This window comes from Chryseobacterium daecheongense, from assembly GCF_003729955.1.
Classification (GTDB): Bacteria; Bacteroidota; Bacteroidia; order Flavobacteriales; family Weeksellaceae; genus Chryseobacterium; species Chryseobacterium daecheongense.
The window spans coordinates 22465-41006 of record NZ_RJTX01000003.1 but is presented as its reverse complement, the minus strand read 5'-3'; the positions used below and the strand labels follow the sequence as shown (position 1 = coordinate 41006).

The 18542-nt window shown below is 37.9% G+C and carries 11 protein-coding genes; 9 read left to right on the top strand and 2 right to left on the bottom strand.

Translation table 11 applies throughout. From position 1 onward, the window contains the following. Window positions 1-114: 114 nt before the first annotated feature. The 9 genes from EGI05_RS12715 (at window position 115) to EGI05_RS12675 (ending at window position 16921) form a co-directional block, all read left to right on the top strand. On the top strand, window positions 115-777 hold the full coding sequence (locus EGI05_RS12715; RefSeq protein ID WP_123263430.1) for a succinate dehydrogenase cytochrome b subunit: 663 nt from the start codon (window positions 115-117) through the stop codon (window positions 775-777). A 13-nt stretch (window positions 778-790) separates the two neighbouring features. After that, complete coding sequence (locus EGI05_RS12710) at window positions 791-2803, top strand: fumarate reductase/succinate dehydrogenase flavoprotein subunit (protein WP_123263429.1); 2013 nt, start codon at window positions 791-793, stop codon at window positions 2801-2803. A gap of 24 nt (window positions 2804-2827) precedes the next feature. Beyond that, window positions 2828-3595, top strand: a complete 768-nt coding sequence (locus tag EGI05_RS12705; RefSeq protein WP_123263428.1) for a succinate dehydrogenase/fumarate reductase iron-sulfur subunit — start codon at window positions 2828-2830, stop codon at window positions 3593-3595. Between the two features lie 138 nt (window positions 3596-3733). Beyond that, entirely contained in the window at window positions 3734-5278 is a 1545-nt protein-coding gene (locus EGI05_RS12700; protein ID WP_123263427.1) for a TlpA family protein disulfide reductase, read from the top strand. Window positions 5279-5392: 114 nt separating this feature from the next. Continuing rightward, window positions 5393-6799 (top strand): 23S rRNA (uracil(1939)-C(5))-methyltransferase RlmD, encoded by a 1407-nt coding sequence (gene rlmD / locus EGI05_RS12695; RefSeq protein WP_123263426.1) that lies wholly within the window; start codon window positions 5393-5395, stop codon window positions 6797-6799. A 30-nt stretch (window positions 6800-6829) separates the two neighbouring features. After that, on the top strand, window positions 6830-7303 hold the full coding sequence (locus EGI05_RS12690) for a DUF6452 family protein (protein WP_123263425.1): 474 nt from the start codon (window positions 6830-6832) through the stop codon (window positions 7301-7303). After that, complete coding sequence (locus EGI05_RS12685) at window positions 7269-7928, top strand: DUF6048 family protein (protein WP_123263424.1); 660 nt, start codon at window positions 7269-7271, stop codon at window positions 7926-7928. Before EGI05_RS12690 ends, EGI05_RS12685 begins: the two co-directional genes overlap by 35 nt. 189 nt (window positions 7929-8117) lie before the next feature. Continuing rightward, window positions 8118-11051 (top strand): reprolysin-like metallopeptidase, encoded by a 2934-nt coding sequence (locus tag EGI05_RS12680; RefSeq protein ID WP_123263423.1) that lies wholly within the window; start codon window positions 8118-8120, stop codon window positions 11049-11051. A gap of 167 nt (window positions 11052-11218) precedes the next feature. Further along, window positions 11219-16921 carry a GEVED domain-containing protein gene (locus EGI05_RS12675; RefSeq protein WP_123263422.1) on the top strand — a complete coding sequence of 1901 codons (5703 nt, stop codon included), beginning with the start codon at window positions 11219-11221 and terminating at the stop codon, window positions 16919-16921. Window positions 16922-17025: 104 nt separating this feature from the next. On the opposite strand, the gene coaE is transcribed toward EGI05_RS12675, so the two are convergent. Then, window positions 17026-17655, bottom strand: a complete 630-nt coding sequence (gene coaE / locus EGI05_RS12670; protein WP_123263421.1) for a dephospho-CoA kinase — start codon at window positions 17653-17655, stop codon at window positions 17026-17028. 9 nt (window positions 17656-17664) lie between these two features. Further along, window positions 17665-18531: an MBL fold metallo-hydrolase gene (locus tag EGI05_RS12665; RefSeq protein ID WP_123263420.1), complete on the bottom strand. Its 867-nt coding sequence runs from the start codon at window positions 18529-18531 to the stop codon at window positions 17665-17667. Between the last annotated feature and the right edge of the window lie 11 nt (window positions 18532-18542).

Genomic DNA, 18542 nt, shown 5'->3' with positions numbered 1-18542 from the left:
ATAATACTTTGCAATCTTATTTAGAAAGATTACAAACTGGCTAATTGTGAGATTTCTCACTTTTCGATATTGTTAACATTTCTTAATTTTGTGGAAAATCAAATTTAAACTTTTATGGCAGGTTTAACGAGTTCTACGATAGGTAGAAAATATGCTATGGCATTATCGGCTATGTTTTTGCTGATCTTCCTTATACTGCATTTGACGACCAATTTGTTATCAGTCCTGAACAGAGATGCTTTCAATATAGCATCGGACTTCATGGGCTATAATCCTTTTGTGCAGTTCTTAATGCAGCCTATTCTTGGTTTTGCGGTTATTTTCCATTTCATTATGGGATTTGTGCTGGAGATTAAGAATAACAAAGCGCGTCCTGTAAAGTACGCAGCGAACAATCCTTCTGTGAACTCATCATGGATGTCCAGAAATATGATTATTTCCGGAGCTGTTGTTTTAGCCTTTTTGGCACTTCACTTATATGATTTCTGGTTCCATGAAATGAACTATAAGTATATTGAAGGGATTGCTCCTGATGCCGAGCGTTTCTGGCCGGAGCTTCATGAGAAATTTGCTGATATCTGGAGAGTGGCTTTATATGTAATTTCTTTTGTTTTATTGGGATTACACTTAGCTCACGGTTTTCAATCTTCTTTCCAGTCGATTGGCGCAAGACATCCAAAATATACGCCGGTAATTAAAGCTTTCGGAAAATGGTATTCTATCCTTATTCCTGCAGGTTTCGTTTTTATCGCAATTTTCCACTTTGTAACTCAATAATAATATCATACTTATGAGTAAATTAGATTCAAAAATTCCAGCAGGTCCTCTTAAGGATAAATGGAAAAATCATAAAGACCATATGAACCTTGTTGCACCAAACAACAGAGACAAGATTGATATTATTGTTGTAGGGACAGGTTTGGCAGGAGGTTCTGCAGCAGCTACTTTAGCTGAGCAGGGATATAATGTAAAGGCATTCTGCTATCAGGATTCTCCTAGAAGAGCACACTCAATTGCAGCTCAGGGGGGAATCAACGCAGCTAAAAATTATCAGGGAGATGGTGACTCTACCTACAGATTATTCTATGACACCATTAAAGGAGGTGACTATAGAGCAAGAGAGGCTAATGTTTACAGATTAGCTGAAGTTTCTGCAAATATTATCGACCAGTGTGTTTCCCAAGGGGTTCCTTTTGGAAGAGATTACGGAGGTCAGTTAGATAACCGTTCATTTGGTGGGGTTCAGGTAAAAAGAACTTTCTATGCCAAAGGACAAACTGGTCAGCAGTTATTATTAGGTGCTTATTCTGCAATGAGCCGTCAGATCGGTAAAGGTAGAATCAAGATGTACAACCGTCATGAAATGATGGATCTTGTAATTGTTGACGGAAAAGCAAGAGGAATTATTGCAAGAAACCTTGTAACAGGTGAAATTGAAAGACATTCTGCTCATGCTGTTGTTATTGCTTCCGGAGGTTATGGAAACGTATATTTCCTTTCAACGAATGCAATGGGTTCAAACGTTTCTGCAGCATGGAAAATTCACAAGAAAGGAGCTTATTTCGCAAACCCTTGCTATGTACAGATTCACCCGACTTGTATTCCTGTTCATGGAACACAGCAATCTAAACTGACGTTAATGTCTGAATCATTAAGAAACTCGGGAAGAATCTGGGTTCCTAAAAAGATTGAGGATTCTGTGGCGATCAGAGAAGGTAAATTAAGACCTGAGAATATTAAAGAAGAAGATAGAGATTATTATTTAGAAAGAAGATATCCTGCGTTCGGTAACCTTGTTCCTAGAGACGTTGCTTCAAGAGCGGCTAAGGAAAGATGTGATGCTGGTTTCGGAATCGAAAATAATGATACAAAGGAAGGTGTTTATCTGGATTTCTCTACAGAGATCATGAAAAAAGGTAGAGAAGCCGCTATTGAAAAACATATTCATAACCCAACGGATCAGCAAATCTACGATTTAGGTAAAAAATGGGTTGAGGAGAAATACGGTAACTTATTCGTAATGTACGAAAAGATCACTGCTGATGACCCTTACAAGACTCCAATGAAGATTTATCCTGCCGTTCACTATACAATGGGTGGTGTTTGGGTTGATTATAATCTTCAGTCTACTATTCCTGGATGTTTCGTAATCGGTGAAGCTAACTTCTCAGACCACGGAGCTAACAGATTGGGAGCTTCTGCCTTGATGCAGGGTCTTGCGGACGGATATTTCGTTCTTCCATACACTATTGCAGATTATCTTTCTGCGGATATCAGAACAGGGGCTATTCCAACGAACACGGGGGCCTTTGATGAAGCTGAAAAAGGAATTAAAGAAAAAGTCGACTTCTTCTTAAATAATAAAGGGACTCATTCAGTAGATCATTTCCATAAGCAATTAGGACACATCATGTGGAATAAAGTAGGAATGGGAAGAACTCCTGAAGGATTAAGAGAAGCAATCAAAGAAATCGAAGAAGTAAGAAACGACTTCTGGAAAAACGTAAAAGTTCCTGGAGATAATGATGGTATGAACACTGAGCTTGAAAAAGCATTCAGAGTGGCAGATTTCCTTGAGCTTGGACAATTAATGGCTATCGATGCACTTCATAGAAATGAATCTTGTGGAGGACATTTCCGTGAAGACCACTCCACTCCGGATGGAGAAGCGGAAAGAGATGACGTAAATTATAAATACGTTGCAGCTTGGGAATATCAGGGAAGCAATATCAACGCAGAAGTGTTGCATAAAGAAGAACTGATCTATGAGAACATCGAGGTTAAAACTAGAAGTTACAAATAATCTCCAACCTATAAATACATAATTATGAGTGCAAAAAAAGGCTTACATCTTACGCTGAAAATTTGGAGACAAAAAAATAATAAATCTAAAGGTCAGTTTGAGACCTACAAAATATCGGACGTTTCTACGGATTCTTCATTCCTGGAAATGTTGGACATTCTGAACGAAAACTTAATTAACGAAGGAAAAGAGCCGGTAGCTTTCGACCACGATTGCCGTGAAGGAATCTGCGGAATGTGTTCTCTTTACATCAATGGTAGAGCACATGGTCCGGATACAGGAATCACTACTTGCCAGCTTCACATGAGAATGTTCAAAGACGGTGAAACCATCGTTATCGAACCTTGGAGAAGTGCTGCTTTCCCAGTTATCAAAGACTTAATGGTAGACAGAAGCGCATTCGACAGAGTAATGGCTGCTGGTGGATTCATTTCGGTGAACACTTCAGGAAATACGTTGGATGCAAATGCGATTCCGGTTCCTAAAGATGATGCGGATAAAGCAATGGATGCTGCTGCATGTATCGGATGTGGAGCTTGTGTAGCTACATGTAAAAACGGATCTGCAATGCTATTTGTAGGAGCTAAGGTTTCTCAGTTTGCATTACTTCCTCAAGGTAGAGTAGAAGCAAAAAGAAGAGTTCTGAACATGGTGAAGGCAATGGATGAAGAAGGATTCGGAAACTGTTCTAATACTGGTGCTTGTGAAGTGGAATGTCCTAAAGGAATTTCCCTTGAAAATATTGCCAGAATGAATAGAGAGTACATGGCAGCTTTTGTTGATAGAGGATAGAATTGACTTTATATACATGAAAAAATCGTCTCCCTATCGGATGGCGATTTTTTTTAGTTAAATCTTTCATAAAAAATACTTTTAAATTGTGTCGGGTATCCCGAAAAACTTATTTTTGTTCAATTATACAATTCAAAAATGAAAAAATATCTTTTATTGTTTATCATTGCAGTTTTTGCAATGTCTTGCTCTAAAAAAGTTGAAGTAAAAGGAAAAATCACAGGCGGATCTCCATTAGAAAGAATCGAATTTATTGAGGCTTCAGGAGTAGCAACACTTCCGTTAGCCAATATCGGTTTGAAAAATGACGGGACCTTTTCAGGAACTTTCGAAGCTCCTAAAAGCGGAATGTATGTGGTTTCTTATGGTGGAAAGCAAAATCTGATTTATTTAAAAGGTGGTCAAACCCTTAATATTTCAGGTAACGGAGCAACGTTCCCAATGGAATATGTTATTACAGGAGACGCTAAAAAGGATAATGACTTCTTCATGGCCACTCAAAAATATCTTACTAACTATGCTCAGACAGTGAATATGAATGAGCTTATGATGAAGGATGAAAATACTTTTATCAAAGGTGTTCAGAAAGTAGAAGCAGACATCAATAAGAATATTGATGAAAATGTAAAGAAATTCAATCCTGACAAAGAAATTATCAACTGGAAAAAGAATGATGTAGCAAGTACATTGCTTTCTATTATGACTCAATACCAGCTGAGACAGCAGCAAATGTCCGGAAATCCTTCATTCAAGTCTTCTAAAGCTTTCACGGATTATGAGAACAAACTTCAGGAGAATAAAGACGTTATGGTAAAGGAAAACCCTGTTTACAGACAGTATTTATTAACTAAAATGAGTCCTGATTTCCAAAAATATGCGGAAGCAAAAAGTAAAGGAAAAACAGATGTTACTACTTCAGAATTATTTGCTGAATATTTAAAGTCTAAAAAAGACCTTTCTCAAACAGCGAAAGATTATCTTTTGGCTTTTGTAATGGCTCAATCGGATATTCACCCGACAACACCGGAGAAAACAATTGAAAAAATCAAGAAAATTATTGATGAAGATATCAAGGATGCTACTATCAAAAGCGATTTGAAAAAGATCCAGTTTGCGATCAACGGATTTAAAGTAGGTGAGCCTGCTCCTGAAGCTTCATTAATAAAGCAGGATGATAAATCATACAATCTTTCTGAAAATAAAGGAAAGCCATATATGATCACATTCTATGCTTCATGGAACCCATATATCGGAGAAGCTACAGTTCCTGTATTGAAAGAAGTGGTGAATTTCTATAAATCCAAAATGAATTTTGTATTCGTTAATGTTGATGATACCAAAGAACAGTTTGTAAAAACAAGCAACTCATTGTTAAAAGGAATCACAGGTGTAAATGTATATGGAAAAGGAGGTCTTGATTCTGATATTGCCAAAAAATATGGGGTATATGGATTTAAATTACCTTGTTTCATCATCGTTGATAAAGACGGTAAAATTGCAAGTAAGCCATTCTTTAATTTAGGAGATCCTGAATTGGTAACCGTATTGGATAAGCAAACAGGGCTTACTGCTCCTAAAGTGGACCCGAGAGTACAGCTGCAACCAGGAATGAGCATTGATCCTTCAGCGATGCAGCCAGCGCCGGAACAACCTGCAAATCCTCAACCGGCTCCAACCAAGTAATAAACTTTATTATAGATAAGACCTTATCTTCGGATAAGGTTTTTTTATTTGTATTTTTGCGGAATGAAACCAGGAAGAGTTTCAATCAATTATAGAAACAATAGAAAGTGCTGAATGAAAAAGAAGAAAAACATTATTCTTGAAAATATAAAACTTGTCACTGCGGGTGCTAAAGGAGTTGCCATTGGAAAAACTGAGGATGGGAAAACAGTTCTGGTTTCAGGAGCCATTCCCGGTGATGTGGTGAATGCAAGAGTGAAAAAATCCAAATCCAAATATTATGAAGCTGAAGCGGTGGAAGTTTTAGAAGAATCCCCCTTCAGAGTAGCCCCGAAATGTATTCACTTCGGAGCTTGCGGGGGTTGCAAATGGCAAAATATGAGCTATGAAAAGCAATTGGATTTCAAGCAGGAAGAAGTGTATAACAATATAAAAAGGATTGGAGGTTTAGAGAATTTTGAAACCCTTTCTATTCTTGGATCAGAAGAGGAATATTTCTACAGAAATAAAATGGAATTTTCCTTCTCCAACGCACGTTGGTTAACTGTTGCAGAAATCAATTCCCAGGACGATTTCAACGATAAAAATGCATTAGGATTTCATATTCCGGGAATGTGGAGCAAAATCCTTGATCTTAAAGAATGCTTTCTTCAGGAAGATCCGTCCAATGCCATAAGATTGGCTGTAAAAGAATATGCAGATCAGAACGGTCTGGATTTCTTTGATGTGAAAAACCAGGAAGGATTCCTGAGAACTTTAATGATGAGACAGAACTCTAAAGGAGAATGGATGGTTTTATTCCAGCTTTACAGAGAAGAAAAAGAAAACAGAGAAAAGCTATTTACATTCTTACTGGAAAAATTCCCGCAAATCAAAACATTGGTATATGCTATCAATCCAAAACCAAATGATTCCATCTATGATTTAGAGATCAATATACATTCGGGAGAAGGGTTTTTAATGGAAGAAATGGATGGATTGAAATTTAAGATCGGTCCGAAATCATTCTTTCAGACCAATTATAAACAAGCGTTGGAACTTTACAGAAAAACATTAGAATTTGCAGATCTGAAAGGAGATGAAGTGGTTTACGATTTATATACCGGAACAGGAACTATTGCACAATATGTAGCCAGAAAAGCAAAACAGGTAATCGGTATAGAATCTGTTCAGGAAGCTATTGATGCAGCTATTGAGCATGCTGAATTGAATGGTCTTGATAACTGTACCTTCTATTGCGGAGATATGAAAGATATTTTCAATGATGAATTTTTGCAGAACCACCCAAAAGCAGATGTGTTGATTACCGATCCGCCGAGAGACGGAATGCATCAGAAAGTAGTGGAACAGATCTTGAAATTATCTCCCGAAAAGATAGTGTATGTGAGCTGTAATTCTGCAACTCAGGCAAGAGATCTGGCTCTGATGAAGGATCATTATACCCTGGTTAAAATTTTACCGGTAGATATGTTCCCGCAAACCCATCACGTAGAGAATATTGCATTATTGCTAAAAAAATAAATTAGCTAAATTTGAGTATCAAATCTTACTATGAAATATTATAAGTTTTTTATATTCCTAAGCTTCCTCGGGCTGCTTTGTTCATGCGGTGGCGATGATGATATCTGCGAAAGCGGTGAAGGAACCCCCAGAATGATGGTCATGTTTAAAAATGCAGACAATAAAGCTATTACATTAGATTCTTTACAGGTATTTGTAGATTATGGGTCTGGAAAAGTGAATTTAGGCTGGAAAACAAAAGTAGAATCTACCTTAATTCCTTTGCGTGTTGATGATTCCCCATATACAGAAGTGTATTTTAAGACCAGAAATAAAGGAACAGAGTCCAAAGTTAAAATTAACTATACTACAAAATCAACCTATGTTTCTCCTGGCTGCGGTATTAAAAAAACGTATGAAGGATTAACTTCGGAATTACTAATAGCAAATCCGGTTCTGGGATTGGAATTGGGACAAAATTTTATAGAGAATGAAAACAAGACTAATCTTTACCTTCTTTTTTAGCATCTGGAGTGTTCTGAGTTTTGGACAGGACAATAAAAAGACAGAAAAAGCAAAATGGAAATATGAACCCAATTTCATGATTGGTTTTGATGCTCTCAATACGGGAGTTTCTTTCTTCTCGGACCGAAAGCTTTACCAGGGATTCGTATCATCGAGGATTAAAGGAAACGTTCATGGTGTTATTGAAGCAGGTTTTGAAAAAAATATCTATCAGAAGAACGGATATGATGCTAAAGTAAATGGGCCTTTTGTGAAGCTAGGTGCTTTTTACATGCTTGCTGAAGATGCGGAGAATGAATTTAATGGTTTCTATGCAGGAGGTAAGTTGGCAGGTTCTTTTTACAATCAGGAGTATATGGCGGTGCCGGTTCGTGGATTCGGGGGAAGTAATTCTTCTGTTTCTTTTCCATCCTCTTCACAATCCTCATACTGGATTGAAGGAACTATTGGAGGAAGAGTACAGTTATTTGAATCGAACTTTTATATTGATGTGAATCTTCAGCCAAAATATTTGATCTATACTACCAAACAAGAGGATATTCAGCCCATGATTGTACCCGGGTTTGGAAGAAGCTCTTCCAAATTTAATATGGGATTTGCATGGAACATTGCCTATAAATTTTAATAAATTACATTATTGATTTTTTAATCAATTTATCAGATAAATAAAGAAACCTGGGGTGTAGTACCTTAGGTTTTTTATTTTTAAATCTAATTTTGAATAATTGAAAAGTAATTGAAAACAAATGTGTTAAATTATCAATTTCGTATTGTAAAATAATTATATTTGCAAATTAAATATAATTAAAAAGTTATGAAGAAAATTTTTACTTCTTTCTTTTTTCTTTCTTTATTAGGAACTGCTAATGCACAATGGAGTCCTGCGGCTTTTAAGGGAGAAAAAGTTAGAGAAGGTGCGGAAATGACGAGCCATTATACATTGGATCTTACCATGTTAAGAGCTCAGTTAGCGAATGCCCCGGAAATGGGGAACAACGCAAAACCTGTAGAAATTTCTTTACCCACATTAGGTGGAAAAGTAGAGAAGTTTGCGGTTTATAGTTTTCCGGTTGTTGTAAAAGAACTGGCAGACCAATATCAATTAGGCTCTTATGTGGGAGTGGGAATTGACGATCCTTCAAAATATTTAAGATTTTCAACATCTCCGATTGATTTTCAATCCATGATTATTAAAGACGGAGTATATCAGTTTATTGACCCTGCGGATAATTCCAAAACAATTTATAGTGTACATCCTAAAACAATAGATACAGGATCTCAAGGATTCCTATGTTCTATGAATGAAGATGTTTTGTCTAAAGAGCAAATTGCTAAACTATTTAATTCTACAAAATCTAAATCTTTTAGCAATAACCCTACGGATTTCTCCAAATCTTCTGATAAAAAATACAGAACCATGAGATTGGCATTATCCGTTACTGGTGAGTATACAACCTATTTTGGGGGTGTTTCAGGAGCTTTAGTGGCAATGAATAATACCATGACCAGAGTAAACGGAGTATTTGAAAAAGATCTGGCGATCCATTTAAATATGCAGAACTTTCCGGTACTGGTTTATGCAGATCCTAATAATGATCCATATTCTCCCGCTTCTTCAATGGGGAACTGGAATGTGGAATTACAGGCGAATCTTACCAATACTATCGGAAGCTCGAGCTATGATATAGGACACCTTTTCGGAAGAAGTGGTGGTGGTGGAAATGCAGGATGTATCGGTTGTGTATGTGTGGATCCGGTTTCGCCCACTTCAAAGGCTAAAGGATCAGGATATACTTCCCCTGCGAATGCAATTCCACAAGGAGATTCATTTGATATTGATTATGTAGCTCATGAAATGGGGCATCAATTAGGAGCAAACCATACATTCTCTCATAATGTGGAAGGTTCAGGTGTAAATATGGAGCCTGGATCAGGATCTACTATTATGGGGTATGCTGGAATCACAAGTGCTAACGTACAGCTGAATTCAGATCCTTATTTCCATGTAGCAAGTATTATTCAGATACAAAATAACATGACAAGCAAAACTTGTGATGTGGAAACGGCAGTGGCTAATAACCCTCCGGTAATCAGTGCTTTGAATAATTATATGATCCCTAAAGGAACAGCATTTGTGCTAACGGGAAATGCTACCGATCCTGAAGGAAATCCAATGACATATACCTGGGAACAATTCGATACGGCATTAACTGCGGTTACAGCGATTAACGGAAACAATACATTAGGTCCATTGTTCAGATCCATACTTCCTACAACCAGCCCGACAAGATATTTTCCTAAATTAGCTACAGTATTGGCTGGGAATTTATCATCAACAGCTGATTGGGAAGCTACCCCTCTTAAGCCAAGATCTGCAAATTTTGTCCTTACAGTAAGAGATAATAACCCTAATGTTTTTCAACAACAAACCAATTCTGCATTACAGCATATTGATGTTGGTAACGAAGGACCATTTAAGGTAACTTCAACAACTGTCTATAACAATACGCCGGGAGCAATTACCTGGGATGTTGTAGGTACAAATGGAGGCTCATATAACACACAAAATGTTAAGATAGATTATACTACGGATAATGGAGTTAACTGGACAGTGATCACTCCGTCCACTCCTAACGACGGTGCTGAACCATATTCATTCTCCTCGCTTTCTGCTGGAACGAATGTTAAGATCAGAGTGAGTGCCATCGGAAATGTATTCTATGCTATCGGAAGCGCAACAGTTTCTGCAACTCCGGGAGCTTGTTCTGCTGCTGCTGCAACAGGTGTTGCAGTTACAGGTATTACTATGACATCCGTGAATGTAACCTGGACCGCACTTCAAGGTGCTACCTATTCTTTAAGATACAGAAAAACAGGAGCTGCTACATGGACTACGGTATCTGTGCCAACAAACTCTTATCAATTAACGGGTCTTGAAGAAGGGACTTCATACGAAGTGCAAGTGGCTAATGTTTGTGGATCCACATTAGGAGCTTATTCTGCTTCCGTCAACTTTAATACCTTACTTTACGCATTTTGTACAAATAGTGCAGGAAGTGCCGCAGATGAATATATTTCAAATGTTTCGGTAACTCCTACAGGATCTGCTGCTATTTCAAACCCTAGTGGAGCGTCTACGTATACTAATTATACAACTGATTTATCTAAATTAATAACCCTTACACAAGGTTCAACAAACAATAGTATCAGTGTTACAAAAGCTTGGACATCAAGTCTATATGCTGAAGGGGTTACCGCTTGGATCGATTTCAACAGAGACGGAAACTTCTCGGATACGGAAATGATCTTCACCAGCTCACCTAACACAACAACACCGGTTTCCGGAACATTCTCTGTTCCTGCAACAGCTTATGCAGGTGGTAAGAATGTTATCATGAGAGTGATGTTAACGTATGGAGCTCAGGCTGATAACGGATGTGAGGTATATCCTTACGGTGAAATTGAAGATTATCCGGTACTTATCCAGCAGGTATTGGGGACCAATGATATCATTAAAAATAACGATGGTATTCAGATTTATCCTAACCCGGCAACTGATGTCTTAAATGTTACTAAAGTTTCAGACAAAGCTTCTTACAAAATCTATGGTACTACAGGACAATTGGTGGGAAGTGGAAATGTTAACAGCGGAAAAATTAATGTTTCAGCATTAGTGAAAGGCGGATATATTATTACTATTGAAGAAAAAGGAAAAGATGTATTCACATCCAAATTCATCAAAAAATAATAATACAACTGTTTAATATATAAACCTCAGACTTTGTCTGAGGTTTTTTTATTTCTTAAATCATAAAATGAATTATTGTGGAGTTTCTATAAAAAAATATTTTGGAGCTATAATTTAATAATAAAAAATGATTAGCTTTGTGTGATTAATATAATATTGAGAAAGTTATGAAGAAAATTTTTACTTCTTTCTTTTTCCTCTGTCTGTTTGTGGTCACCAGTGCACAGTGGAGACCGGCAGCGTTCAGTGGGGAAAAACTCAGGGCAAGATCGGATATTAAAGACTATTTTGCGCTGGATATTTCCGAATTAAGGTCTCAATTGGCAGGAGCACAGGAAATGGGGAAAAATGCAAAACCCGTTACGATTTCCTTGCCGACTTTAGACGGAAAAATGGAAAAATTTGCCGTTTACAGCTTCCCGGTTGTGGTGAAAGCTTTGGCAGATCAATATCAATTAGGCTCTTATGTAGGAGTTGGGATAGATGATCCCGGCAAATACTTAAGATTCAGTTTAGCTCCGAATGATTTTCAGTCCATGATCATCAAAAACGGGCATTATGAATTTATAGAGCCGGTGGACCAAGCCAAAACAGTTTACGGTGTGCATCCTAAAACTGATAAAAGTAATGAAGGCTTTTTGTGTTCAACAAAAGAGGATCCGGCTTACCAAAAAGAGTTGGAAAAGCTTTATCAGAACGGCAAATCGTTTGCCAACCAATCTACTGATTTCGCGAAAAATTCTGATAAGAAATACAGAACGATGAGACTGGCAATGTCTGTTACCGGGGAATATACACAATATTTTGGAGGTACAGCAGGTGCATTAACAGCTATCAATGCTACTCTTACAAGAGTAAATGGTGTTTTTGAAAAAGATTTCGCGTTACATTTAAATTTGCAGAATTATCCTGCGTTAATTTATACAAACGCAGCTACTGACCCATATTCTCCCGCTGCCCAGATGAACAACTGGAACCTGGAGCTTCAGCAAACCCTTACAGCTAACGTAGGAAATGCCAATTATGATATTGGGCATTTATTCGGTGCTTCAGGAGGTGGTGGTAATGCAGGTTGTATCGGTTGTGTTTGTGTGAACCCTACAGGGCCTACTTCACAACAGAAAGGTTCAGGATATACTTCTCCTGCGGATGGTATTCCTCAGGGAGATAATTTTGATATAGACTATGTGGCTCACGAGATGGGTCACCAATTGGGAGGTAACCATACATTCTCTCATGGATTAGAAGGAGCAGGAGTAAATGTTGAACCGGGTTCAGGTTCAACCATTATGGGATATGCAGGTATCACTGGAGCTAATACAGATGTACAGCCACACTCTGATCCTTATTTCCATAATGTAAGTATCAAGCAGATTCAGGCTAATTTGATCAACAAAACTTGTGACGTTGAAACTGCAATTACCAATAACCCACCGGTAATTGCCGCTTTACCTACTTATAATATTCCTAAAGGAACAGCATTTGTTCTTACGGCTTCAGCAACAGATCCAGAGAATGACCCAATGACGTATACTTGGGAAGAAGTAGATAATGCTACGGTTACAATCAATAAAAACAATTTGGGAACTACAACATCTGGAGCTTCATTCAGATCATTCAACCCAACTACAAGCCCGACAAGATATTTCCCTAAATTCTCTTCAGTATTGGCAGGTGTATTAAACAATGCTAACAATACCTGGGAATCTGTATCTACAGTGGCAAGAACTTCAAAATTTGCTGTAACAGTAAGAGATAACAATCCTGCTGCCAATCAACAGCAAACTCAATATGCTGAACAAACGATCATTGTAGGAAATGACGGCCCTTTCACCGTGACTACTACTACAGCATATAATAATGGTCCAACAAACGTAACGTGGAATGTTGCTAATACATCTGCTGCTCCATATAGTGTTGCCAATGTAAAAATTGATTTTTCTACAGATAACGGGAATACATGGACAGTTCTTACCGCATCTACAGCTAATGACGGAAATGAAGATCTAAACTTCGGATCATTACCTGTAGGTACTAACGTTAAGATCAGAGTAAGCGCAGTTGGAAACGTATTCTATGCTATCGGAAATGCTGTTATGGCAAGCTTGGCAGTTTGTACAAGTGCTCCGCCGGCGGGTGTTACTGTTTCTGCAATTACACAGACTCAGGCTACTGTTACATGGAACTCTTCAGTTGGTGCTACTTATGTGATTCGCTATCGTGTCGTAGGAAGTACTACTTGGCAACAAACTACATCTACTACGAACAGTGTTGTATTGAGCCCGCTAACGGCAGGTACAAAATATGAAGTTCAGGTAGCGAATGTATGTTCAGGAGTTCAGGGGAATTTCTCTCCTTCTGTAATATTTATTACTTTAACACAGACGTATTGTCCTGTTACATCCAATAACTCAAACGGACATATTACTAATGTAACCGTTTATCCTACGAACTCTTACTCAATGAGTAATAACTCAGGACCAAGCTTGTATACGGATTATGCAACTAACCCTGCAACATTAATTACTTTAGTAAGAAATACGGCCAATAATACAGTTTCTGTATCAAGATTTATTCCTTCAAGTACCTATGCTACTTCAGTATGGATTGACTTTAACGGAAATGGTGTTTTTGAAAACACAGCTACTGAAAGAGTGATGAATTTAGGTTACTCCAATACGACTCCGGTTACTGCTACATTCAGTGTTCCTGCTACTACTGCTACCGGTATTGTAAAAATGCGTGTAATCATGTCATATCTTACAATCACCGGACCATGTAATAACCTTACCGGTTCTGGTGGTGGAGAAATTGAAGACTATGCTGTAGAATTTGTTGACATGCAACCTTGTACAACGGCAGCACCAAGTAACATTAACGTAGCTAATATTACGGCTTCAACAGCAAATGTTTCTTGGATTGGAACAACAGGAGCTACTTATATATTAAGATATAGACAAATTGGTTCTCCTACTTGGAATACCATCAACCCTGCTACGAACCCATACGTGATTTCCGGTTTAACTGGACAAACTCAATATGAAGTACAGGTTTCTACTATTTGTGGTGGTGTTCAGGGACCATTCTCTGCTTCAATCAACTTTACTACTCCAGCAATAAGCTACTGTAATAATGGTACTGCAACAGTAACGGATGGGTATATCAATAATATTACCATGACGGGTGTAAACACACCAATCATGAGTAATAACTCAGGCCCTAGTACTTATACGGATTATTCTAATGATCCTACTAAGCTTATTACATTAGGACGTAATACAACAGGTAACGTTCTTTCTGTAGGAAGAACAATTCTTTCCAGTACCTATTCTACTTATGCTTGGATCGACTTCAACGGAGACGGATTATTTAATAACAACCCGTCAACAACTCCTGGAGGAGAAAGAATCATGAACTTAGGATATTCTTCAACGACTCCTGTAACAGCTACTTTTGCTGTTCCTGCCAATGCTTATATAGGTGCGAACAAATTGAAAATGCGTGTTATTGTATATTTCTTAACACCAACTGATGCTTGTTCACCTCTTACGAGTAATGGAGAAGTAGAAGATTACCAGGTTAAATTTGTTGATATCCCGGCTTGTACTACTGCGCCGCCAACCAGTATTACGATGAGTAATATTGCTGCCACTACGGCTACTGTTTCATGGTTGGGAGCTACAGGGGCTACCTATTATGTGAGATGGAGAACCACTTCACCTGTAGGAACATGGCAGACTTCACCTCTTGTGACTACTAACAGTTATAATATTACAGGTCTTACAGAACAAACAGCGTATGAAGTACAGGTATCTACCGTTTGTGGTGGAACTCAAGGACCTTGGTCAACGTCTACAACGTTTACTACAACACCTATTACGTATTGTCCAATGACAGGTACAGGAACGAATGATCATATTTCTAATGTGACAATTACTCCTGTAAACCCTGGTATTCCACCAATGAATAATACGTCTGTACAGACTAATTATATCAGCTATACCACTCCGGCAACTCTTGTTACTTTAGACATCGGTTCTAATGGTAATAAAATTTCTGTTGCTAAAGGTTGGACAGGTTCTACTTATAGTGATGCAGTATCTGCGTGGATTGACTTCAACAGAAATGGAGTATTCGAAACTACTGAGCAAATATTAAACTCAGCAGCAAGTACAAACTCACCTGTAACGGCATTATTCAATGTGCCGACAACGGCTTACAACGGACCATTGACAACAACTATGAGAGTGGTGCTAAAACGTAGCAGTTCTCCGGTAATGTGTCAGAATGCTTTAAATGGTGAAGTAGAAGATTATGCAGTAAAATTAAGACCGTGTGCAAACACTACTCCTAATGCTCCTACTTTCAATACGATTACCCATAACTCAGCAATTGTAAACATTACAGGTGCTACCAATAATATCACCTACCTGGTACAATACAGAGTGCAGGGAACAACAGCTTGGACGGATGTATATGCCTCTACACTATTAGGAAATGTTCCATTGACGTTAACAGGTTTAACTCCTGCAACGACTTATGAAGTACAAGTTTCTGCAGTGTGTGGAAATACACCTGGAACTCCTACGGCGATTAAGACATTTACGACAAGATGTGATCCTACACCTCCAAGTGTAAGTATCAGTAATATAACAACTAACTCTGCTCAAATCACTTGGACTCCACTTGCTGCAAGTTCAACATATGTGATGAGATATAGAGTAGTAGGAACAACTACATGGATAACGGTAAACTTACCGGCACCTCCAGTGAATACTTATACACTTCCGGGATTGTCACCATATACAACTTATGAAGTTCAGATTGCCAATATCTGTAATGGTGAGACTACTCCTAATCCATATTCAAATCCGAAAGTATTTACTACGGAAAGAACATGTGAATTGCCGCCTCCGGGATTAACGATTACTACTCTTACTCCAACATCTGCAGTTGTGGTTTGGGATCCGTTCCCAGGAGCAACTTATATCTTGAGATATAGAAAAGTAGGTATTCCGAGCTGGACGACTATTGCAGTTCCAACGAATACATATACGCTTACCAACTTAGTTGAATTAACGAAATATGAAATGCAGGTAGCAAACGTTTGTAGCGGTACTCCGGGTAACTTTACCCCACCGTACTATTTCACGACGCCTACTGTAATCTATTGTCAGATGTCTGGTCAGAGCTCAGCTACGGATTATATATCTAATGTTAAGGTAACTCCTAATGGTAAGCCAGTAATGACGAATGCTTCCGGAGCCTCTAATTACACAGATTATTCTGGTAACCCGGCAACCTTCATTGAGTTGATCCAAGGTTCTACAGGTAATCAGATCACTATTGAGAAGACGACTACCAATGAGGCTGGTATTGCAGTATGGATCGACTTCGACAGAAGCGGTACTTTTGATCCACATGAAAGAATCCTTACAGCAGGACCGAATACAACCACTCCTATCACAGGAACATTCAGTGTACCGGCGAATGCATTTGTAAGTATGACTGATTATAAGTATGTGGTGATGAGAGTAGCCATGCAGAGAGGTGGCGTTCCTGTAAACTGTACAAGCTTCCCTTATGGAGAAGTTGAAGATTACACGGTAAGAATTTCCAAATTGCCTGTTGCTACCGGACTTAATCAGGATGATATTATGATCTATCCTAACCCGGTAAGTTCAGTATTGTATGTGAAGAATATCAGCAAAAAAGCGAAGTATAAAATATACAATTCGGCAGGACAGCTTGTGGCTAATGGAATTCTATTGAATAACCAGATCAATGTAAGCAAACTGATCAACGGAGTATTTGTAATAGATATCGAAGATGGTTCAGTTTCTGTACAGAAGAAGTTTATTAAAGAATAATAATTAACTTCAATATATAAGAATAAGCTCTCAGAAATGAGAGCTTATTTTTTGAGCCAAAAACAAAAAACCTCATCAGATTTTGACGAGGTTTTTTCTATTTTTTATTCAATCTCAAAGATAATTTTTTCTGTTTGTTCTTTTAAATCATCCAGATTGGTATTGTTGTAAATCACACAATCTGCCAGTTTTATTTTATCTTTTTCCGGCATTTGTTTTTCCATAATGGACTCCACTTCTCGGTAAGTTTTTCCATCACGATCCATCACCCTTTTGATTCTTATATTGTCTTCTGCAGTGACCAAGATAGATTTGTAGCATTGCAGATTCAGTTTTAATTCAAACAATAAAGCAGTCTCCTTAAAAACTAAATACTTGGTTTGTTTTTTTACCCATTCTTCAAAATCAATCCGAACGGCAGGATGAATAATCTCATTTAATTTATGAAGCAGATCCTTGTTGTTAAAAACCTTTTCTGCGACATATTTCCGGTCATAAAAACCATTTTCATCATAGGCCTCGTTCCCGAGAAGCTCCTTGATTTTTATCTTTAAATCTTCGTTATCATTAACGATGGTTTTTGCCCTGTCATCAGAATAATATACCGGGAATCCGAATTCTTCTATAAACTGCGCCACAGTAGTCTTTCCGGAGCCGATTCCGCCGGTTAATCCAATGATCTTTGATAAAGGTTCCGGTTCAGTTTTTGGCGTTTCTGAATGTAGTTCTTCCATAATTAAAAATTAATATCCAAAAACTTCATTAAAACTATAGGTTTCATCAAGTCTTACTCCTTTTTCAGTCATTTTAAGACTTGCCAACTCATGATGTGCATCATGTTCAAAAAACAATAAATATTCATTATCGATGCACTGCTTTAAAAACTTACCTTTCTCTTCCAGGGTTAGTAAAGGTCTTGTATCATATCCCATCACATACACCTGGTTGATGTGTCCGGTTGTTGGAATAAGGTCCGCAGCAAAAACAATTGTTTTTTCCTGATATTGGATCACAGGAAGCATTTGTTTCTCCGTATGTCCATCAACAAAAATTACATCCATTTTCAAGTCAGGGGCAAAACCATAATTTCCAGTTGTAGGAAGGGGAAGAAAGTTTAATTGTCCACTTTCCTGCATAGGAAGTATATTTTCTTTCAAAAAGCTTGCTTTCTCTCTTGCATTCGGTTCGGTTGCCCATTGCCAATGATTTTCATTGGTCCAGAACTGAGCATTTTTAAAAGCGGGTCTATAGCCTGTTTTATCATCATTCCATTCAATAGCTCCACCACAATGGTCAAAGTGCAGGTGAGTGAGGAAAACATCCGTAATATCTTCTTTTACAAAGCCATATTTCTTTAAGTTCTTATCTAAATTATCATCTCCCCAAAGAGAGTAGTGACCGAAGAATTTTTCGTCCTGTTTATTCCCGAGACCGCAGTCAACCAAAATAAGTTTTTTACCATCTTCAATAAGAAGGGAACGGGTTCCCAATTCAATTAAATTCCTGTCGTCTGCAGGATTTGTTTTTTCCCACAGACTCTTTGGGACGACTCCAAACATGGCTCCGCCGTCCAATTTAAATTTTCCACATTGTATAGGATATAGCTTCATATAAATATATT